15 protein-coding genes are annotated in these 16,164 nt (G+C 69.9%); 8 read left to right on the forward strand and 7 right to left on the reverse strand.

Going from position 1 to position 16,164, the window contains the following annotated elements:
* Nucleotides 1-7: 7 nt before the first annotated feature.
* The gene (locus tag ABZ396_RS06585) at nucleotides 8-1,024 is read right to left on the reverse strand and encodes a phosphotransferase (RefSeq protein WP_358921676.1); all 1,017 of its coding nucleotides are present in this window, start codon (nucleotides 1,022-1,024) and stop codon (nucleotides 8-10) included.
* Nucleotides 1,025-1,599: 575 nt separating this feature from the next.
* Here ABZ396_RS06585 and pdhA point away from each other — a divergent pair.
* Genes pdhA through ABZ396_RS06600 form a run of 3 tightly spaced genes read left to right on the forward strand, consistent with a single transcriptional unit; the run spans nucleotide 1,600 to nucleotide 5,199 of the window.
* Nucleotides 1,600-2,799: a pyruvate dehydrogenase (acetyl-transferring) E1 component subunit alpha gene (gene pdhA / locus ABZ396_RS06590; protein ID WP_358921678.1), complete on the forward strand. Its 1,200-nt coding sequence runs from the start codon at nucleotides 1,600-1,602 to the stop codon at nucleotides 2,797-2,799.
* A gap of 2 nt (nucleotides 2,800-2,801) precedes the next feature.
* Nucleotides 2,802-3,782: an alpha-ketoacid dehydrogenase subunit beta gene (locus ABZ396_RS06595; RefSeq protein ID WP_358921680.1), complete on the forward strand. Its 981-nt coding sequence runs from the start codon at nucleotides 2,802-2,804 to the stop codon at nucleotides 3,780-3,782.
* Between the two features lie 10 nt (nucleotides 3,783-3,792).
* Nucleotides 3,793-5,199, forward strand: a complete 1,407-nt coding sequence (locus ABZ396_RS06600) for a dihydrolipoamide acetyltransferase family protein (protein ID WP_358921682.1) — start codon at nucleotides 3,793-3,795, stop codon at nucleotides 5,197-5,199.
* Between the two features lie 69 nt (nucleotides 5,200-5,268).
* Here ABZ396_RS06600 and ABZ396_RS06605 read toward each other — a convergent pair whose 3' ends face one another.
* On the reverse strand, nucleotides 5,269-6,246 hold the full coding sequence (locus tag ABZ396_RS06605) for a Bro-N domain-containing protein (protein ID WP_358921684.1): 978 nt from the start codon (nucleotides 6,244-6,246) through the stop codon (nucleotides 5,269-5,271).
* A gap of 177 nt (nucleotides 6,247-6,423) precedes the next feature.
* Entirely contained in the window at nucleotides 6,424-7,323 is a 900-nt protein-coding gene (locus ABZ396_RS06610) for a D-alanyl-D-alanine carboxypeptidase (protein ID WP_358921686.1), read from the reverse strand.
* 193 nt (nucleotides 7,324-7,516) lie between these two features.
* Between ABZ396_RS06610 and ABZ396_RS06615 the strand changes: the two genes are divergently transcribed.
* Both ABZ396_RS06615 and ABZ396_RS06620 read left to right on the forward strand, forming a co-directional pair.
* Nucleotides 7,517-8,167: a GntR family transcriptional regulator gene (locus ABZ396_RS06615; RefSeq protein ID WP_358921688.1), complete on the forward strand. Its 651-nt coding sequence runs from the start codon at nucleotides 7,517-7,519 to the stop codon at nucleotides 8,165-8,167.
* The gene (locus tag ABZ396_RS06620; protein WP_358921690.1) at nucleotides 8,164-9,465 is read left to right on the forward strand and encodes an MFS transporter; all 1,302 of its coding nucleotides are present in this window, start codon (nucleotides 8,164-8,166) and stop codon (nucleotides 9,463-9,465) included. The genes ABZ396_RS06615 and ABZ396_RS06620 overlap by 4 nt, the downstream gene beginning before the upstream one ends.
* A gap of 123 nt (nucleotides 9,466-9,588) precedes the next feature.
* Here ABZ396_RS06620 and ABZ396_RS06625 read toward each other — a convergent pair whose 3' ends face one another.
* Together ABZ396_RS06625 and ABZ396_RS06630 are read right to left on the reverse strand one after the other, a co-directional pair.
* Nucleotides 9,589-10,353 (reverse strand): class I SAM-dependent methyltransferase, encoded by a 765-nt coding sequence (locus ABZ396_RS06625; protein ID WP_358921692.1) that lies wholly within the window; start codon nucleotides 10,351-10,353, stop codon nucleotides 9,589-9,591.
* Between the two features lie 87 nt (nucleotides 10,354-10,440).
* The gene (locus tag ABZ396_RS06630) at nucleotides 10,441-11,265 is read right to left on the reverse strand and encodes a maleylpyruvate isomerase family mycothiol-dependent enzyme (protein ID WP_358921694.1); all 825 of its coding nucleotides are present in this window, start codon (nucleotides 11,263-11,265) and stop codon (nucleotides 10,441-10,443) included.
* Nucleotides 11,266-11,447: 182 nt separating this feature from the next.
* Between ABZ396_RS06630 and ABZ396_RS06635 the strand changes: the two genes are divergently transcribed.
* On the forward strand, nucleotides 11,448-12,242 hold the full coding sequence (locus ABZ396_RS06635) for a carbon-nitrogen family hydrolase (RefSeq protein WP_358921696.1): 795 nt from the start codon (nucleotides 11,448-11,450) through the stop codon (nucleotides 12,240-12,242).
* Nucleotides 12,243-12,326: 84 nt separating this feature from the next.
* Here ABZ396_RS06635 and ABZ396_RS06640 read toward each other — a convergent pair whose 3' ends face one another.
* Both ABZ396_RS06640 and ABZ396_RS06645 read right to left on the reverse strand, forming a co-directional pair.
* Nucleotides 12,327-12,821, reverse strand: coding sequence for an LURP-one-related family protein (locus tag ABZ396_RS06640; RefSeq protein WP_358921698.1), 495 nt, complete (start codon nucleotides 12,819-12,821; stop codon nucleotides 12,327-12,329).
* Entirely contained in the window at nucleotides 12,818-13,816 is a 999-nt protein-coding gene (locus tag ABZ396_RS06645) for a helix-turn-helix domain-containing protein (RefSeq protein ID WP_358921700.1), read from the reverse strand. Before ABZ396_RS06645 ends, ABZ396_RS06640 begins: the two co-directional genes overlap by 4 nt.
* Nucleotides 13,817-13,869: 53 nt before the next feature.
* Here ABZ396_RS06645 and ABZ396_RS06650 point away from each other — a divergent pair, with 53 nt between their 5' ends.
* Both ABZ396_RS06650 and ABZ396_RS06655 read left to right on the forward strand, forming a co-directional pair.
* Nucleotides 13,870-14,262: a cupin domain-containing protein gene (locus ABZ396_RS06650; RefSeq protein WP_358921702.1), complete on the forward strand. Its 393-nt coding sequence runs from the start codon at nucleotides 13,870-13,872 to the stop codon at nucleotides 14,260-14,262.
* 66 nt (nucleotides 14,263-14,328) lie between these two features.
* Nucleotides 14,329-16,164: an NHL domain-containing thioredoxin family protein gene (locus ABZ396_RS06655; protein WP_358921704.1), complete on the forward strand. Its 1,836-nt coding sequence runs from the start codon at nucleotides 14,329-14,331 to the stop codon at nucleotides 16,162-16,164.

The raw sequence follows: 16,164 nt of genomic DNA on the forward strand, positions 1-16,164 counted from the left end.
ACGGCCCTCACTGGACGAACGCGTCGCACACCGCGTCGTACTCACTGGTCCACCACATGGCGAGCGCCGAGGCGGCCGGGAACTGAGGGTCCGCGCGGGTGTCGCCGCGCTCGTAGTGCCAGCGCAGCATCCAGAAGTCGTTGAGCCGCTCCCACCACACGCGGTGCACGGCCGCCGCCAGCTCCGAGGGCGTGGCCCCGGCCGCGCGCCGGTACGCGCGCGCGTACGCCCGCACCTTCCGCAGGTCGAGCGCCCCCGCCGGGCGGACGAAGAAGATCGCGGCGGCGCGTACGGCCTCCTCCGCGCGGGGCTGCACGCCCAACCGGTCCCAGTCGACGATCGCGGCGGGCGCGTCGTCCTTGTAGAGCAGGTTGAACGGGTGGAAGTCGCCGTGCACCCAGCCCACGGAGGCGCCGCGCGGCGGGCGCCGGCCGGCGTGCTGTTCCAGGAGCGCGCGGCGTTCGAGCAGCCGGTGGCGGGCGAGTTCGTCGAAGGCGTCGGCGGGGCGGTGGCGGCTGACGTTGGCGAGCAGGTCGTCGATGAGCGCGAAGGTGTCGGCGGGATCGGCGCTCTCGACGGGATGGGGGCTCGTGGCCGGGCGCGTGCGCCCCTTGGGAGGCATCACGCGCTCCAGACAGGCGTGCACGGCGCCCAGGAGCGCACCGAGCCGCGCGCACTCCCCGCGCGTGAGCTGTCCGCCGTGCCGGTGCCTGCCGTCGATCCAGGGGTGCAGCGCATAGGCGTGGCCGCCGACGACGGCGACCGTACGGCCCTCGCGGTGGGCCAGCGGCGGGGCGACCGGGACTCCCAGGGCGGCCAGGCGCTGGGTGGCGAGGTGGCGGCGCTCGATGGCGGCCGGGTCGGCGGTGTCGGGGTCGAAGTGGTGTTTCAGGAAGTAGCGGCCGCGGGTGGTGCGGACGCGGTAGCCGCGGTTGAGGAGGCCCTGTTCGACGGGTTCGCAGGCGAGCGCTGAACCGGCGGCGTACAGCCGGAGCAGAGGGCCCAGAGGGGGCGCATGGGGCATGAGGGGTGGTACACATGGGCGCGGCACGCGCCAGATGCTAGGGCAACGCCTGGGCCTGTGAGCTGGGAATTGTCACAGGCAGTCGCTGTTGGTCGCTTTCGGTCACGTGGTGGACGGTGGCGAACTACGGTGCGATGACCACGTGCTCGGGAACGAACGGTTCGCCGTCCACTGCGGCCGGAACGGGGGCGGACGGGAAATATGATGAATTCTCCGTCTTGAGGCACGACGTCGGTGTCACACCCGAACTCTTCCCGTGGCCCGGTGCGGCGGGATAACGTGCGGTAGCTCCGGCCTCTTGCAAGGCTCTGACCAGCAACCTTCCGGCCCACGTCGATCTACTGGGGAACCCAAGCGGAAAGTACTTGGATTTCCAAGCAAAATCGCAGGTCAGGAGGGGTTTCACAGAAATGTGGAGCACTGGGTAACGTGCACCTTGCAGGGCGCTCGCCGGGGCACCTGTCACGCCTGTTCCCGGCCGAGTGGCACCCACCCCGTGCCACGGGTGTCGGAAGCAGGTGAGCCGCACTGGTTCACCCGGCAACCCCGGGGGCCGGACCGACGGAGGAGCACACGTGACCGTGGACAGCAGTGCCGCGAGCGAACCGCGACGCAGCGCCGCAGGCAAGGCCGGTACCACCGGCAGCAAGACCGGCACCAAGCGCACCACTCGCACCACCACGAAGAAGAGCACCGATCCCGAACTCGTGCAGTTGCTGACCCCGGAGGGCAAGCGGGTCAAGAACGCCGAGTACGACGCGTACGTCGCCGGGATCACCCCCGACGAACTGCGCGGCCTGTACCGCGACATGGTGCTCACCCGCCGCTTCGACGCCGAGGCCACCGCCCTGCAGCGCCAGGGGGAGTTGGGCCTGTGGGCGTCCCTGCTCGGCCAGGAGGCCGCCCAGATCGGCTCCGGGCGCGCCACCCGGGAGGACGACTACGTCTTCCCGACCTATCGCGAGCACGGCGTCGCCTGGTGTCGCGGGGTCGATCCGGCCAACCTGCTGGGTATGTTCCGGGGCGTCAACCACGGCGGCTGGGACCCCAACAGCAACAACTTCCACCTCTACACGATCGTCATCGGTTCCCAGACGCTGCACGCCACCGGCTACGCCATGGGCGTCGCCAAGGACGGCGCGGACTCGGCGGTCATCGCCTACTTCGGCGACGGCGCCTCCAGCCAGGGCGACGTCGCCGAATCGTTCACGTTCTCCGCGGTCTACAACGCCCCGGTGGTGTTCTTCTGCCAGAACAACCAGTGGGCGATCTCCGAGCCGACCGAGAAGCAGACCCGTGTCCCGCTCTACCAGCGTGCCCATGGTTACGGCTTCCCCGGTGTCCGCGTCGACGGCAACGACGTCCTCGCCTGCCTCGCGGTCACCAAGTGGGCGCTGGAGCGCGCCCGCAGCGGCGAGGGCCCGACTCTCGTCGAGGCGTACACCTACCGGATGGGCGCCCACACCACCTCCGACGACCCCACCCGTTACCGGGGCGACGAGGAGCGGCTGGCCTGGGAGGCCAAGGACCCGATCCTGCGCCTTCGCCGGTATCTGGAGGCCTCAAACCACGCGGACGAGGGATTTTTCGCGGAACTGGAAGTCGAGTCCGAGGCGTTGGGCAGGCGAGTGCGCGAAGCGGTGCGAGGCATGCCGGACCCGGACAACTTCGCCATCTTCGAGAACGTGTACGCGGACGGGCATGCGCTCGTCGACGAGGAACGAGCCCAGTTCGCCGCCTACCAGGCGTCGTTCGCGGACGTAGAGGGGGTCTGATCATGGCAGCGGAAAAGATGGCCCTGGCCAAGGCGATCAACGAGTCGCTGCGCCGCGCCCTGGAGGCCGACCCCAAGGTCCTCGTCATGGGCGAGGACGTCGGCAAGCTCGGCGGCGTCTTCCGCGTCACCGACGGCCTCCAGAAGGACTTCGGCGAGAGCCGCGTCATCGACACCCCCCTCGCCGAGTCCGGCATCGTCGGCACCGCGATCGGCCTCGCCCTGCGCGGCTACCGCCCGGTGGTGGAGATCCAGTTCGACGGCTTCGTCTTCCCGGCGTACGACCAGATCGTCACCCAGCTGGCGAAGATGCACGCGCGTTCGCTGGGCAAGGTCAAGATGCCGGTCGTCGTGCGCATCCCCTACGGCGGTGGCATCGGCGCGGTCGAGCACCACTCGGAGTCCCCCGAGTCGCTCTTCGCGCACGTGGCGGGCCTGAAGATCGTCTCCCCGTCCAACGCCTCGGACGCCTACTGGATGATGCAGCAGGCCATCCAGAGCGACGACCCGGTGATCTACTTCGAGCCCAAGCGCCGCTACTGGGACAAGGCCGAGGTGAACACCGAGGCCATCCCCGGCCCGCTGCACAAGGCTCGCGTGGTCCGCGAGGGTACCGACCTCACCCTGGCCGCCTACGGCCCGATGGTGAAGCTGTGCCAGGAGGTCGCCGACGCGGCCGCCGAGGAGGGCAAGTCCCTGGAGATCCTGGACCTGCGGTCCGTCTCCCCGCTGGACTTCGACTCCATCCAGGCCTCGGTCGAGAAGACCCGCCGCCTGGTCGTGGTCCACGAGGCGCCGGTGTTCTTCGGCTCGGGCGCGGAGATCGCCGCCCGTATCACCGAGCGCTGCTTCTACCACCTGGAGGCCCCCGTGCTCCGGGTGGGCGGCTACCACGCCCCCTACCCGCCGGCCCGTCTGGAGGAGGAGTACCTTCCGGGCCTGGACCGGGTGCTCGACGCCGTCGACCGTGCCCTGGCGTACTGAGGAGAGGGTCGTGACGACGATGACGGAAGCGTCCGTACGCGAGTTCAAGATGCCGGACGTGGGCGAGGGGCTCACCGAGGCCGAGATCCTCAAGTGGTACGTCCAGCCGGGCGACACGGTCACCGACGGCCAGGTGGTGTGCGAGGTCGAGACGGCGAAGGCGGCCGTCGAACTGCCCATCCCGTACGACGGGGTGGTGCGTGATCTGCGCTTCGCCGAGGGCACCACGGTGGACGTGGGCACGGCGATCATCGCGGTGGACGTGTCGGGCGGGGCGGCGGCGGAGCCCGCCGCGGCCCCGGAGCCGGAGGAGAAGCCGCAAGGCCGCCAGCCGGTCCTGGTCGGCTACGGCGTGGCGACCTCCTCCACGAAGCGCCGTCCGCGCAAGGGCCCGGAGGTGACGGTCGCCGAGGCGGCGGCCCAGGCGTCGATCCAGAACGAGCTGAACGGCCACGGCCACACCGAGGTCGCCGAAGTTCCCGAAGCCCCCGCCGTGGAGCTTTCCCGGCCGCTGGCGAAGCCGCCGGTGCGCAAGCTGGCGAAGGACCTGGGTGTCGACCTGGCCACGGTGACGCCGTCGGGCCCCGACGGCATCATCACGCGCGAGGACGTCCACGCGGCGGTCACGGCCCCACCGGCGGCGGCCCCGGAGCCGGCGGCGGCCGTGCCGACGGCTCCCGCCGCTCCGGCGGCTCCCGCGGCGTCGTACGACGGCACGCGCGAGACCCGTGTCCCCGTCAAGGGAGTCCGCAAGGCGACGGCGGCGGCGATGGTGGGTTCGGCGTTCACGGCGCCGCATGTCACGGAGTTCGTGACGGTGGACGTGACCCGCACGATGAAGCTGGTGGAGGAGCTGAAGCAGGACAAGGACCTGCAAGGCCTCCGCGTGAACCCCCTCCTCCTCATCGCCAAGGCCCTGCTGGTCGCCATCAGGCGCAACCCGGACATCAACGCGTCCTGGGACGAGGCGAACCAGGAGATCGTGCTCAAGCACTACGTCAACCTGGGCATCGCCGCGGCCACCCCGCGGGGCCTGATCGTCCCGAACATCAAGGACGCCCACGCGAAGACGCTGCCGCAACTGGCCGAGGCTCTGGGTGAGCTGGTGACCACAGCGAGGGACGGCAAGACCTCGCCCGCGGCCATGCAGGGCGGCACGGTGACCATCACCAATGTCGGCGTCTTCGGCATCGACACGGGCACGCCGATCCTCAATCCGGGTGAGGCGGCGATCCTGGCGGTCGGCGCGATCAAACTCCAGCCGTGGGTGCACAAGGGCAAGGTGAAGCCGCGTCAGGTGACCACACTGGCCCTGAGCTTCGACCACCGGCTGGTGGACGGGGAGCTGGGCTCGAAGGTCCTGGCCGACGTGGCGGCGATTCTTGAGCAGCCGAAGCGGTTGATCACCTGGGGCTGAGGGCAGCTGGGACGAGAGAGGGGACGGCCGCAAAATCAGCTTGCGACCGCCCCCTCTCTTTCAGACCTGTCAGGTCTGGTTGAGCACGTACACCGGCACACCGTCCTCCGCGCCGCCCTGCGGGCGAATGCAGGCGTGCTTGCGCAGCAGACGCAGACACTCATTGACCCGGTGCACGGTCAGACCGGTACGGGCGGCGATCGATTCGAGCGGCTCCCGCAGCTCACCCTTCTCCACGAGAACGGGGGCGATGACCATGGCGACCAGCCAGACGTCCTCTGTCACGGAGAGCCGTTGGCGCCAGTCGGCGAGTACGGACTCCGCGGTCGGCAGTGCCATGGGCCGGCTGTGGGGGGTACCGCGTTCGAGGACGAGGGCCTCGAGCCGGTCCGCGATACGTTCGATCGCCCGCACCAGAGCCTGCTGCACGGCGAGAGTGGCCTTCTGCGTGGTCAGAGTCTCCCGCTGGATCTCCAGCATCTCCCGCTGCACCGAGAGCGATTCGCGCTGCCCGTTCGCCAGTTCCTCGTCCAGCTCAAGGTTGTGGGCCTCCAACCGGACGATGGCCTCGGCGACCTGATCCGGCATGGCGTACGCGATGGGCGCGCCCGGTTCGGCCGGCTGTACCTCGGCCTCTTCGAGGGTGTAGGAACCTTCTCGCTGCACAGTCTCGATGACTTCTGCGACCCACTGCTTGAAAGGGGCACAGGCAGGCTTGGTACAGCCGTTGACGAGGGTGATCAGGCCCTGGAGATCGATGAGATTCATGTCTCGGCGCCACTCCCGACCTGCGGGAATGCTGAGAGCGTAACTTCCAGTTACGGTCTCAAGACACTCTCGGTGCTCTTCCGGGACATGGTCGGCGAGAGCCTTCCGGGCGTTGGCATACCCCAGTTCCTTGCACACATCCACCGCCGGAAACCAGTGCGTTCCGTCGGGCATGGTCAGCCGTCGTACCCGGGCTCCGGTCGCCGCGTAGACGAAGTCGCTGACGTCGATCGCGTCGTGACGCCCGGCGGGCTTCGCTTGCTTGTTGGGTTCGTTCACGGGAACCACCTCCGTCGCGGAACTTAGGGCGCAGAAAATCGAATATGCCAGTCAAATACTTCGATGTTCATGAATGCGAGGGAAGAACGCGCATTCTGCTGCGCTGGACCGTTTGGGTATGGCAAAGGCCCGCCGCAGTTGCTGTGGCGGGCCTTCGTCGGCTGTGCGTGGGGCGTGTCAGATCTTCGAGAAGCCGTAGTTCAGGAGCTTCGTGGCGTCGGTCGCGCGCTGGGTGATCGAGGAGGAGGCGAGGACGGTGCCGATGACCGTCTTGCCGTTGCGGGTCGCGGCGAAGACCAGGCAGTACTTGGCCTCGGGGCCGGAGCCGGTCTTCACACCGATCGCGCCGCTGTAGCTGCTGAGCAGGGTGTTGGTGTTGGTCCAGGCACTCATGGTGCGGGTGGAACCCGTCTTGGTGATCGTCTTCGCCGTGTACTTCTTCGTGTTGACGACCGTGCGGAACGTGGAGTTCTTCATCGCGCTGCTGGTGATCTTCGTCAGGTCGCGCGGGGTGGAGTAGTTGCTGCCGTTGCCGATACCGTCGAAGGAGTCGAAGTGGGTGTTCGTCAGGCCCAGGTTCTTCGCGGCGGTGTTCATCTTGGAGATGAAGTTGGCGACACGATTGGCGCGGGTGGAGCCCGTGCCGTACTTGTCGGCGAGCGCGTACGCGGCGTCGCAGCCCGAGGGCAGCATCAGCCCGTAGAGGAGCTGGCGGACGGTGACCTTGTCGCCCACGATCAGGTGCGCCTGAGAGGCGTTGTTGGCGACGACGTAGTCGCTGTACGCCTTCTGGATCGTGACCTTGGCGTCCAGGTTCAGGTTCGACTGCGCGAGCACGACCTTCGCGGTCATGATCTTCGTCGTCGAGCCGGTCGAACGCTTGGTGTCGGCTGCCTTGGTGTACAGCGTCTTCGCGTTCGAGTTGTTCATGACGTAGCCGCCCTGGGCCACGATCGAGGGCGTGCTGACGGCCTGCGCGGGCGCCGCGGTGAGGGCCCCGGTGGCGAGCATCGCGCCGGACGTGATGGCGACGGCGGCAGCTCTGCGGAGACGGGTGCCCTTAATACCGGTAATCAAGTTAAATAACCCCGAGTCGAGTCGTAATGCCTCTGAAGTGCGGCCGAGTTGGGGGTGCCAAAGCAGGTAAGGCCGCAAGTGTGTGACACGTAAGTAGCACACATGGTTGTGCGGTTGCTGGCGGCGACTTGTGTCACGTCCGGATGGTGGACGACGCAGGCACTTGCGTACGTGTTGTATCTATGCTGTAGGCATGAGCCTGGCCGTCAAGCAGCCCCCCGCCGCCGACCGTGTCTACTCCCATGTCAAGCAAGGCGTCCTGGACCGCCACTACGAGGGCGGCACGCTCCTCACCGAGGGCGAGCTGGCCGAGGCCGTAGGGGTCTCCCGCACCCCGGTCCGCGAGGCGCTGCTGCGCCTCGAAGTCGAGGGCCTGATCAGGCTCTACCCGAAGAAGGGCGCCATGGTGCTGCCCGTCTCCGCGCAGGAGATCGCGGACGTGGTGGAGACCCGGATGCTGGTAGAGGAGCACGCGGCCCGCAAGGCCGTACCGCCGTCGGCGGCGCTCGTGGCCCGCCTGGAGGAACTGCTGGACCGGCAGAAGGCCGAGGCCGCAGCAGGCGACCTGGCCGCCGCGGCCGTCACGGACCGCTGCTTCCACGCCGAGATCGTCCGCGACGGCGGCAACGAGATCGTCTCCCGCCTCTACGACCAGCTCCGCGACCGCCAGCTGCGCATGGGTGTCGCGATCATGCACGCCCACCCCGACCGGATCGCCAAGTCGCTGACCGAGCACGAGGAGATCCTGGACGCGCTGCGCGCCGGGGACGCCGACCGCGCGGTCGAGCTGGTGCACCGGCACGTCGACTGGTTCGCGCACCTGGCGCGGGGTGAGGTCCGATGAGCCGCAGCAGCGTCTCGTTGCCCGGTGATCCGCCGGGCGGCCGCCGGGCCGTCGCGGTGTGGTCCATAGGCGTCTCGGTCTACTTCGTCGCCGTCATCTTCCGTACCTCCCTCGGTGTCGCCGGTCTCGACGCGGCCGACCGCTTCCATGTCAACGCCTCGGCCCTGTCCACCTTCTCGATACTCCAGCTGCTGGTCTACGCCGGCATGCAGATACCCGTCGGCCTGCTGGTCGACAGCCTCGGCACGAAGAAGGTGCTGTCCATCGGCGCGGTGCTGTTCACGGCCGGCCAGCTGGGCTTCGCGTTCTCCCCGTCGTACGGCACCGCGCTGGCCTCGCGTGCGCTGCTCGGCTGCGGCGACGCCATGACGTTCATCAGCGTGCTGCGGCTCGGCACCCGCTGGTTCCCGGTGCGGCGCGGGCCGCTCGTCGCACAGCTCGCCGGTCTGGTCGGCATGGCGGGCAACCTCGTCTCCACGCTGGTCCTGGCCCGGCTGCTGCACGGCATCGGGTGGACCCCGGCGTTCGCGGGCAGCGCGCTGGCCGGTGTGGTCGTGCTGGTCCTCGTACTGCTCTTCCTGAAGGACCACCCCGAGGGGCACGAGCCGGAGCCCTTCCCGCACCAGGGCGCGGCGTACGTCCGGAAGCAGATCGCCGCGTCCTGGCGGGAGCCGGGGACACGGCTCGGCCTGTGGGTGCACTTCACCACCCAGTTCCCGGCGATGGTGTTCCTGCTGCTGTGGGGGCTGCCGTTCCTGGTCCAGGCGCAGGGGCTGTCCCGTGCCATGGCCGGTGAGATGCTGACGCTGGTCGTTCTCTCCAACATGGTGATCGGTCTGGTCTACGGCCAGATCGTCGCCCGCCATCACGCGGCGCGGCTGCCGCTGGCGCTGGGCACGGTCGGCGCGACGGCCGTCGTGTGGGCGGCGACGCTGGCGTATCCGGCCGACCATGCGCCGTTGTGGCTGCTGCTGGTGCTGTGTGCGGTGCTGGGGGCGTGCGGGCCGGCGTCGATGCTCGGCTTCGACTTCGCGCGGCCCGCGAACCCGCCCGAGCGGCAGGGGACGGCGTCCGGGATCACCAATATGGGCGGTTTCGTGGCCTCGATGACGACACTGTTCGCGGTGGGTGTGCTGTTGGACGCGACCGGTGACAACTACTCGGTGGCGTTCTCGTGTGTGTTCGTGCTCCAGGCGCTCGGGGTGAGCCAGATCCTGCGGTTGCGGGGGCGGGCGGCTCGGCGGGAGCGGGAACGGTTGGTGGCGAGCCGGGTGGAGACGGTCCACGTGCCTGCGTGATTATTTCTCCCACCTGCGCGCAGTGCCCGTTTCGGGTTGGCAGAAGGATTGCCCGGACCTGTGGGGGCGACCGCCGCCGGCGGCTTTCCATGCGTGTGATCGGCCGGCGGTGTGGGGTTTCGGTTATCGCGGCGCCGGTACGAGGGTGAGGTAGGCCAGGCCCAGTACGCCCCGGTATGTCAGCCAGGCCGCGCGGTGGGTGTCCAGGCGGGCCCGGGTCTCCGTGGCCAGGGGGTGGCCGGGGCTGGTCGCCAGCCACACCTCCTGGTCCGCCTGGTACGCCGACTCGAACTCCTCCCATTCCTCCAGGCTCGCCGTCTCGGTCCACTCCGGCCGGAAGCCGGCCGCCACCGCCAGGCCGACCAGGGTCGCCAGGTCGTGGTGGTCGGCGCTCGATGCGCCCGGCCACATCCCGGAGAGCTCCGCCTCGGTCGGGGGGCGCTGCCAGAAGCCCTCACCGAGCAGGACCCGCCCGCCGTCGGCCACCAGCCGGCGCAGCTCCCGCAGGGCCGTCACGAGGTCGTCGCTCAGCGCGTGGCTCGCCCCGAGGCACAGCACCACGTCGGCCGGGCCACGACCGGTGCCCGCCGCCGACTCCTCGGCGAACTCCACCCGGCCGGCCAGCCCGCGCGCCTCGGCGGCCTGCCGTCCCCGGGCCAGATCCCCGGCGTTCACATCCATGCCGACCCCACGCGCTCGTGGTACGGCGTCCAGCAGCCGGAGCATCAACTCGCCCCAGCCGCAGCCGATGTCGAGCACGCTGGCCGGGCGGGACGCGGCGAGCCGCCGTACCATTGCCGCCGCGCGGGCCTCGGAGAGGGGACCGTGGAAGGTGAGTCGGGTGAGGCGGGGCGGGAGGTCGTCGTGCGGTGTGGTGTCAACTGTCATGGTGGGCAAAGTAGACGCCGACGGCCACCGCGGGACACCGAATTACCGGCGCCCGCCTTTTGACGCTTCTTGCTGCTCCTACTGTTCTTACTGTGTGACCGCGAAGTTCCGCAGGATCGCGGCCGTCAGTTCCGGGTCGCCCTCCGCCTTCACCCGGTCCGCGACCGCGTCCGGAGTGGTACGGCCGCAGGCCAGGCGGACGTAGGTCTCCCAGTCGAGGGTGAGGATGGCGGCGGGGCCGAGGGCGGGGGTGGTCTCCAGGGTGCCGCGGCCCTGGATGTCGATGCGGATGGTGCGCAGGAACTCCACCGGCCCGTGCACATCGAAGATGACGGCGGAACTGCGCGGCGCGTGCGCGTCGTCGGCGACCACCCGCGGCAGCTCGCCGAGCAGCACGTCCCGGGCGATCTGCGCGCCCGGTGAGTCGAGGTTGCCGGGCCGGCCGAGCGCGGCCCGCAGGTCCTGCTCGTGCACCCACACGTCGAACGCGCGGTTGCGCATGGCCTCTTCGAGGGTGATGTCCTTGCCCATCGGCCCGCGCACGATGTGTCCGGGCTCCCGCGATTCGTTGCGCAGCTGGCGGTTGCGGCGGATGACCGTGTACTCCAGCTCGGACGTCATCTCGGGCGCCGTGTGGTGGCGGCGGGCGTCGACCTGCATCTCCATGTAGCGCTGGTGCTCGTTGGTGATGTGGAAGAGGTCGCGCGGCAGGGTGTGGATCGGGCGCGGGTCGCCGAGCATCTCGCAGTCCATGCCGATGACGTGGGAGACCACGTCTCGCACCGACCATCCCGGGCATGGGGTCCGCCGGTTCCACTCGCCCTCGACAAGGGGCGTCACCAGCTCGGATATCGCTTCGATGGAGTGGGTCCAGGCGTCGGCGTAGGGCTGGAGGGTGGGATGCAGACTCACGGAACGGGACCCCTCGGCGGTCGGTACTCGGGCAGGTTGTGGCGGCGCTGCCAGCGGGACGTGGCTGCTGTCGGGCGGGTGTCTTGAAACGCTAAGTTACGCTGCTGTGAGGCACCCCGGCAGTGCTTTCGTGTGACGATCGTAGGCCCTGTGGACGGCTCGAATGCCAGGACGGTGGTAGTGTGCGCGCCTCGCTCATCCAGATCGACGTAAACGAGGGTGAATCGGTCGAATCTCGTCGGCGACGCGTGACCGCACTGGTGCGCGAGCAGGCGGGCGCCGATCTCGTCGTACTGCCCGAGCTGTGGACGACCGGTGCGTTCGCCTACGAGGACTTCGCCACCGAGGCCGAGCCGCTCGAAGGCCCGACGTACGAGGCGATGGCGAAGGCGGCGAGCGACGCGGGCGTCTGGCTGCACGCCGGTTCCATCCCCGAGCGGGACCCGGACGGCCCTCTCTACAACACGGCTCTCATCTTCTCCCCCTCCGGTGAGCTGGCCGCGGCCTATCGCAAGATCCACCGCTTCGGCTTCGACAAGGGCGAGGCGGTGCTGATGGGCGCCGGGCAGGAACCGGTGACCGTACGGCTCCCGCAGACCACGCTGGGCGTGGCCACCTGCTACGACCTCCGCTTCCCCGAACTCTTCCGCGCACTCGTGGACGCCGGCGCCGAGACGATGGTGGTCCCGGCGGGCTGGCCGGAGCGGCGACGCGCGCACTGGACGCTGCTGGCCCAGGCGCGGGCGGTCGAGAACCAGGCGTTCGTGCTCGCGTGTGGAACGGCCGGCACGCATGCCAAAGTTCCACAGGCGGGTCACTCGATCGTGGTCGATCCATGGGGCGAGGTGCTGGCCGAGGCGGGCGCCGACGAGGAGATCCTCACCGTGGACATCGACCCGGCCAAGGTCGCCGTCACCCGCGAACAGTTCCCGGCGCTCAAGGACCGCGTGCTGGGTCTCGACCCGCCGCGCCGTTGATCCTGCGCCAATCCCTCGCCAAGCCTCCCTTTACCCCCCCGCCAAGCGTCCCCCCATCCCTCGCCAATCACCCCTGAACCCCCGCTAATCCTCCTCGCGGTCCTTGTCCGCGAGGTGGATCACGCACACCGCCACCGCGATCAGCAGCGCCGGGTCCGCGTCGTCCCGTACGACGTCCACGCCGTAGGTCTCCCGGACGTGCAGCCAGCGCCGGGACACCACGGCCAGCAGTTCGCCGTCGTACTCCACGGCGAACTCCCGGTCGAGGATCTTGCCGCTGACGTCCAGTTCGGTGCCGTCGACCAGGTGCACGCGATAGTGGTTGCGCAGCAAGGAGAGCCGCTTGCGCCTGATGGTGGCCAGGGGCTCGCCCTCGCGTTCGATCACCATCGTGTCGCGCAGGGCGAACATCTTCTGGTGGAAGTCGACGAGCACGCGCCCGTGCCGGTCCTTCAGCTCGAACGTGTCGCGCACCCGCATGGCCTTGCCGTCGACGAGGAAGACCTTGTCGCCGTGCTCGTCCTCGATCCAGTAGTCCTCGCCGAAGCCGAGGAGCCGGTCGCGTACCAGGAATCTCATGCCTGTACCCCTTCCCGGCCCACCGGCCCGAAACGCCGCCGGTAGTCCGACGGACTGAGCCCGGTCTCGCGCCGCAGCCGCGCCCGCAGGTTGGCCGCGGTGCCCAGGCCACTGCGCGCCGCCACCACGTCCAGGCGTTCCTCCCCGCGTTCGATCAGCCGGCAGGCGAGGGCCACGCGTTCCCCGGTCAGCCAGGCCAGCGGGGTGGTGCCCAGCTGGGCGCGGAACCGGCGGTGCAGGGTGGCGGGGGAGACGGCCGCCCGCGCGGCCAGGTCCGCCACGGTCAACTGCTCGCCCAGCCGCTCCTGCGCCCAGGCCAGCAGCGGGCCGAGCGACTCGTCCGGCACCTCGGGCACCGGTCGCTCCACGAACTGCCGTTGCCCGCCGTCCCGGTGCGAGGCGAACACCAGCCGCCGGGAGACCGCGTTGGCGATCTCGGCGCCGTGGTCCTGCCGCCAGATGTGCAGCCCCAGGTCGAGTGCGGCCGCGCTGCCGGAGGCGGTGAGCAGGTCGCCGTCGTCGACGAAGAGCACGTCCGGCCGGAGCAGCACCCGGGGATGCAGGTGCCGGAAGGCGTCGGCCCAGCGCCAGTGCGTGGTGGCCGGCCGCCCGTCCAGCAGCCCGGCCTCGGCGAGAGCGAAGGTCCCGGTGCAGAAACTCACGACCCGCCCCCCGCGCGCGTGCGCGCGCCGGATGGCGTCGAGGACGTCCGCACCACGCGGTACGACATTGTCCGGGCGCCCCGGAACGACGAGGGTGTCCGCCTCGTCCACCGCCGACAGCCCGGCCACTCCGCTCAGGGTGAAGAACCCGTGGTTCATGCGCACCTCGCGCGTGGGCGCGCACAGCGTCACCTCGTACGGCGGCACGGACAGCCCCAGTTCGGGCCGCGGCAGCCCGAACAGCTCGGTGGCGACACCGACCTCGAACGGATTGGTGCCCGCGTCGACGATCACGGCCACCCGATGAGGCGACTGCGAGGATCCTTGCGCCATATGCGATTTCTAGCACTCACGCGACCGCCTGGCGAGCGCCCAGGATGAGCGCCATGAGCAGCGAACCCATCTCCCTCGCCCACGCCCTCGGCTCCTTCGAGGACCTGTGGAGCCCCCGGATCGTGACCGCCGTCAACGACTACGACGTCCGTGTCGCCAAGGTCGAGGGCGAGCACCTCTGGCACGTCCATGATCACACCGACGAGTTCTTCCTGGTCCTGGAGGGCGAGCTGCACATCGCCCTGCGGGAGCCGGCCGGCGAGCGCACGGTCGTCCTGCCCCGGGGCTCGGTCTTCACCGTCCGCCGCGGCACCGAGCACAAGCCGGCCGCCCCCGCCGGAGCCTCGATCCTCCTCTTCGAACCGACCGGCACCTCCACGGTCGGCGACCGCCACGACCAGATCCCGTGCCACGTGGACGCGACGACGGGCCACACCCTCGCCTGACCAGCGCGGACGCGAGTTATCCACAGGCGTGATCGCCCTCCCGCCGACAAGTGGCACCCTTGATCCATGAGCGAGACATCCCCGGCCCCCACCCCGCGCCGTGCCCGTGTCCGCGCCCCCGAGCTGATCGGCAGGGGCGGCTGGATCAACACAGGTGACAGGAAGCTCAGCCTTGCTGAGCTGCGCGGACGCATCGTAATTGTTGATTTTTGGACATTTTGTTGTGTGAACTGCCTGCATGTCCTGGACGAGCTGCGGGAGTTGGAGGAGCGGCACCGGGACACGGTGGTGATCATCGGAGTGCACTCGCCGAAGTTCGTCCACGAGGCGGAGCATCAGGCGGTCGTCGATGCCGTGGAGCGGTACGGCGTGGAGCACCCGGTGCTCGACGACCCGGAGCTCGCCACCTGGAAGCAGTACGCGGTGCGGGCCTGGCCGACCCTGGTGGTGATCGACCCCGAGGGGTACGTCGTCGCCCAGCACGCCGGCGAGGGTCACGCGCACGCGATCGCGCGGCTGGTCGAGGAGCTGGAGGCGGAGCACCAGGCGAAGGGCACCCTGCGGCGCGGCGACGGCCCGTATGTGCCGCCGGAGCCCGAGCCGACCGCGCTGCGCTTCCCCGGCAAGGCGCTGCTGCTGCCCTCCGGGAACTTCCTGGTCAGCGACACCACCCGGCACCAGCTGGTGGAGCTGGCCGAGGACGCGGAGACGGTCGTACGGCGGGTCGGGTCGGGTGCGCGCGGCTTCGCCGACGGTCCGGCGGCCGAGGCCTCCTTCAGCGAGCCGCAGGGCCTGGCGCTCCTCGACGACGGCTCGGCGGTCGTCGCCGACACCGTGAATCACGCCCTGCGCCGCTTCGACCTGGCCACCGGCGAGGTGAGCACCCTCGCCGGCACCGGCCGGCAGTGGTGGCAGGGCTCCCCGACCTCGGGCCCGGCCCGGGAGATCGACCTGTCCTCCCCCTGGGATGTGGCGGTCTTCGGCGGCAGGGTGTGGATCGCCATGGCGGGTGTGCACCAGCTGTGGGTCTACGACCCGGAGCGCGAGACGGTCTCGGTCGCCGCCGGCACCACCAATGAGGGGCTGGTGGACGGTCCGGCGGCCGAGGCCTGGTTCGCGCAGCCGTCCGGCCTCGCCGCCACCGCCGACCGGCTCTGGCTCGCCGACTCCGAGACCAGCGCCCTGCGCTGGGTCGACCTGGAGGGTCGTGTCCACACGGCGGTCGGCACCGGCCTCTTCGACTTCGGCCACCGGGACGGCGCGGCCGAACAGGCCCTGTTCCAGCACCCGTTGGGCGTGACGGCGCTCCCTGACGGTTCGGTCGCCGTGTCCGACACCTACAACCACGCGCTGCGCCGCTACGACCCGGCGACCGGCCAGGTCACCACGCTGGCCACGGATCTGAGAGAGCCGAGCGACGCGGTGCTGGCCGGCGACGACATCGTGGTGGTCGAGTCGGCCCGCCACCGCCTGACCCGGCTGCGGCTGCCCGAGGAGGCGGTCCGGGTGGAGTCGGTTGCGCATCGCACCCAGCGGGCGGCGACCGAGGTGGCCCCCGGCCGCCTCCGCCTGGACGTGATCTTCCAGGCGCCCGCGGGTCAGAAACTGGACACGCGCTACGGTCCGTCGACGCGGCTCCTGGTGTCCTCGACCCCGCCGGAGCTGCTGCTCAAAGGCGAGGGCGCGGACACCGACCTGACGAGAGAGCTGGACCTTGACCCGGCAGTGCCGGAAGGCGTCCTGCACATCTCGGCGATGGCCGCTTCCTGCGACGACGACCCTGCGAACGAGTACCCGGCCTGCCATGTCCACCAGCAGGACTGGGGAGTCCCGGTAAGGGTCACAGAAGGAGGAGTGAACCGCCTGCCGCTGGTGCTGGCCGGAATGGACCAGGACGCCTAG

It is taken from the genome of Streptomyces sp. NPDC005866 (assembly GCF_040629895.1).
Taxonomy (GTDB): Bacteria; Actinomycetota; Actinomycetes; order Streptomycetales; family Streptomycetaceae; genus Streptomyces.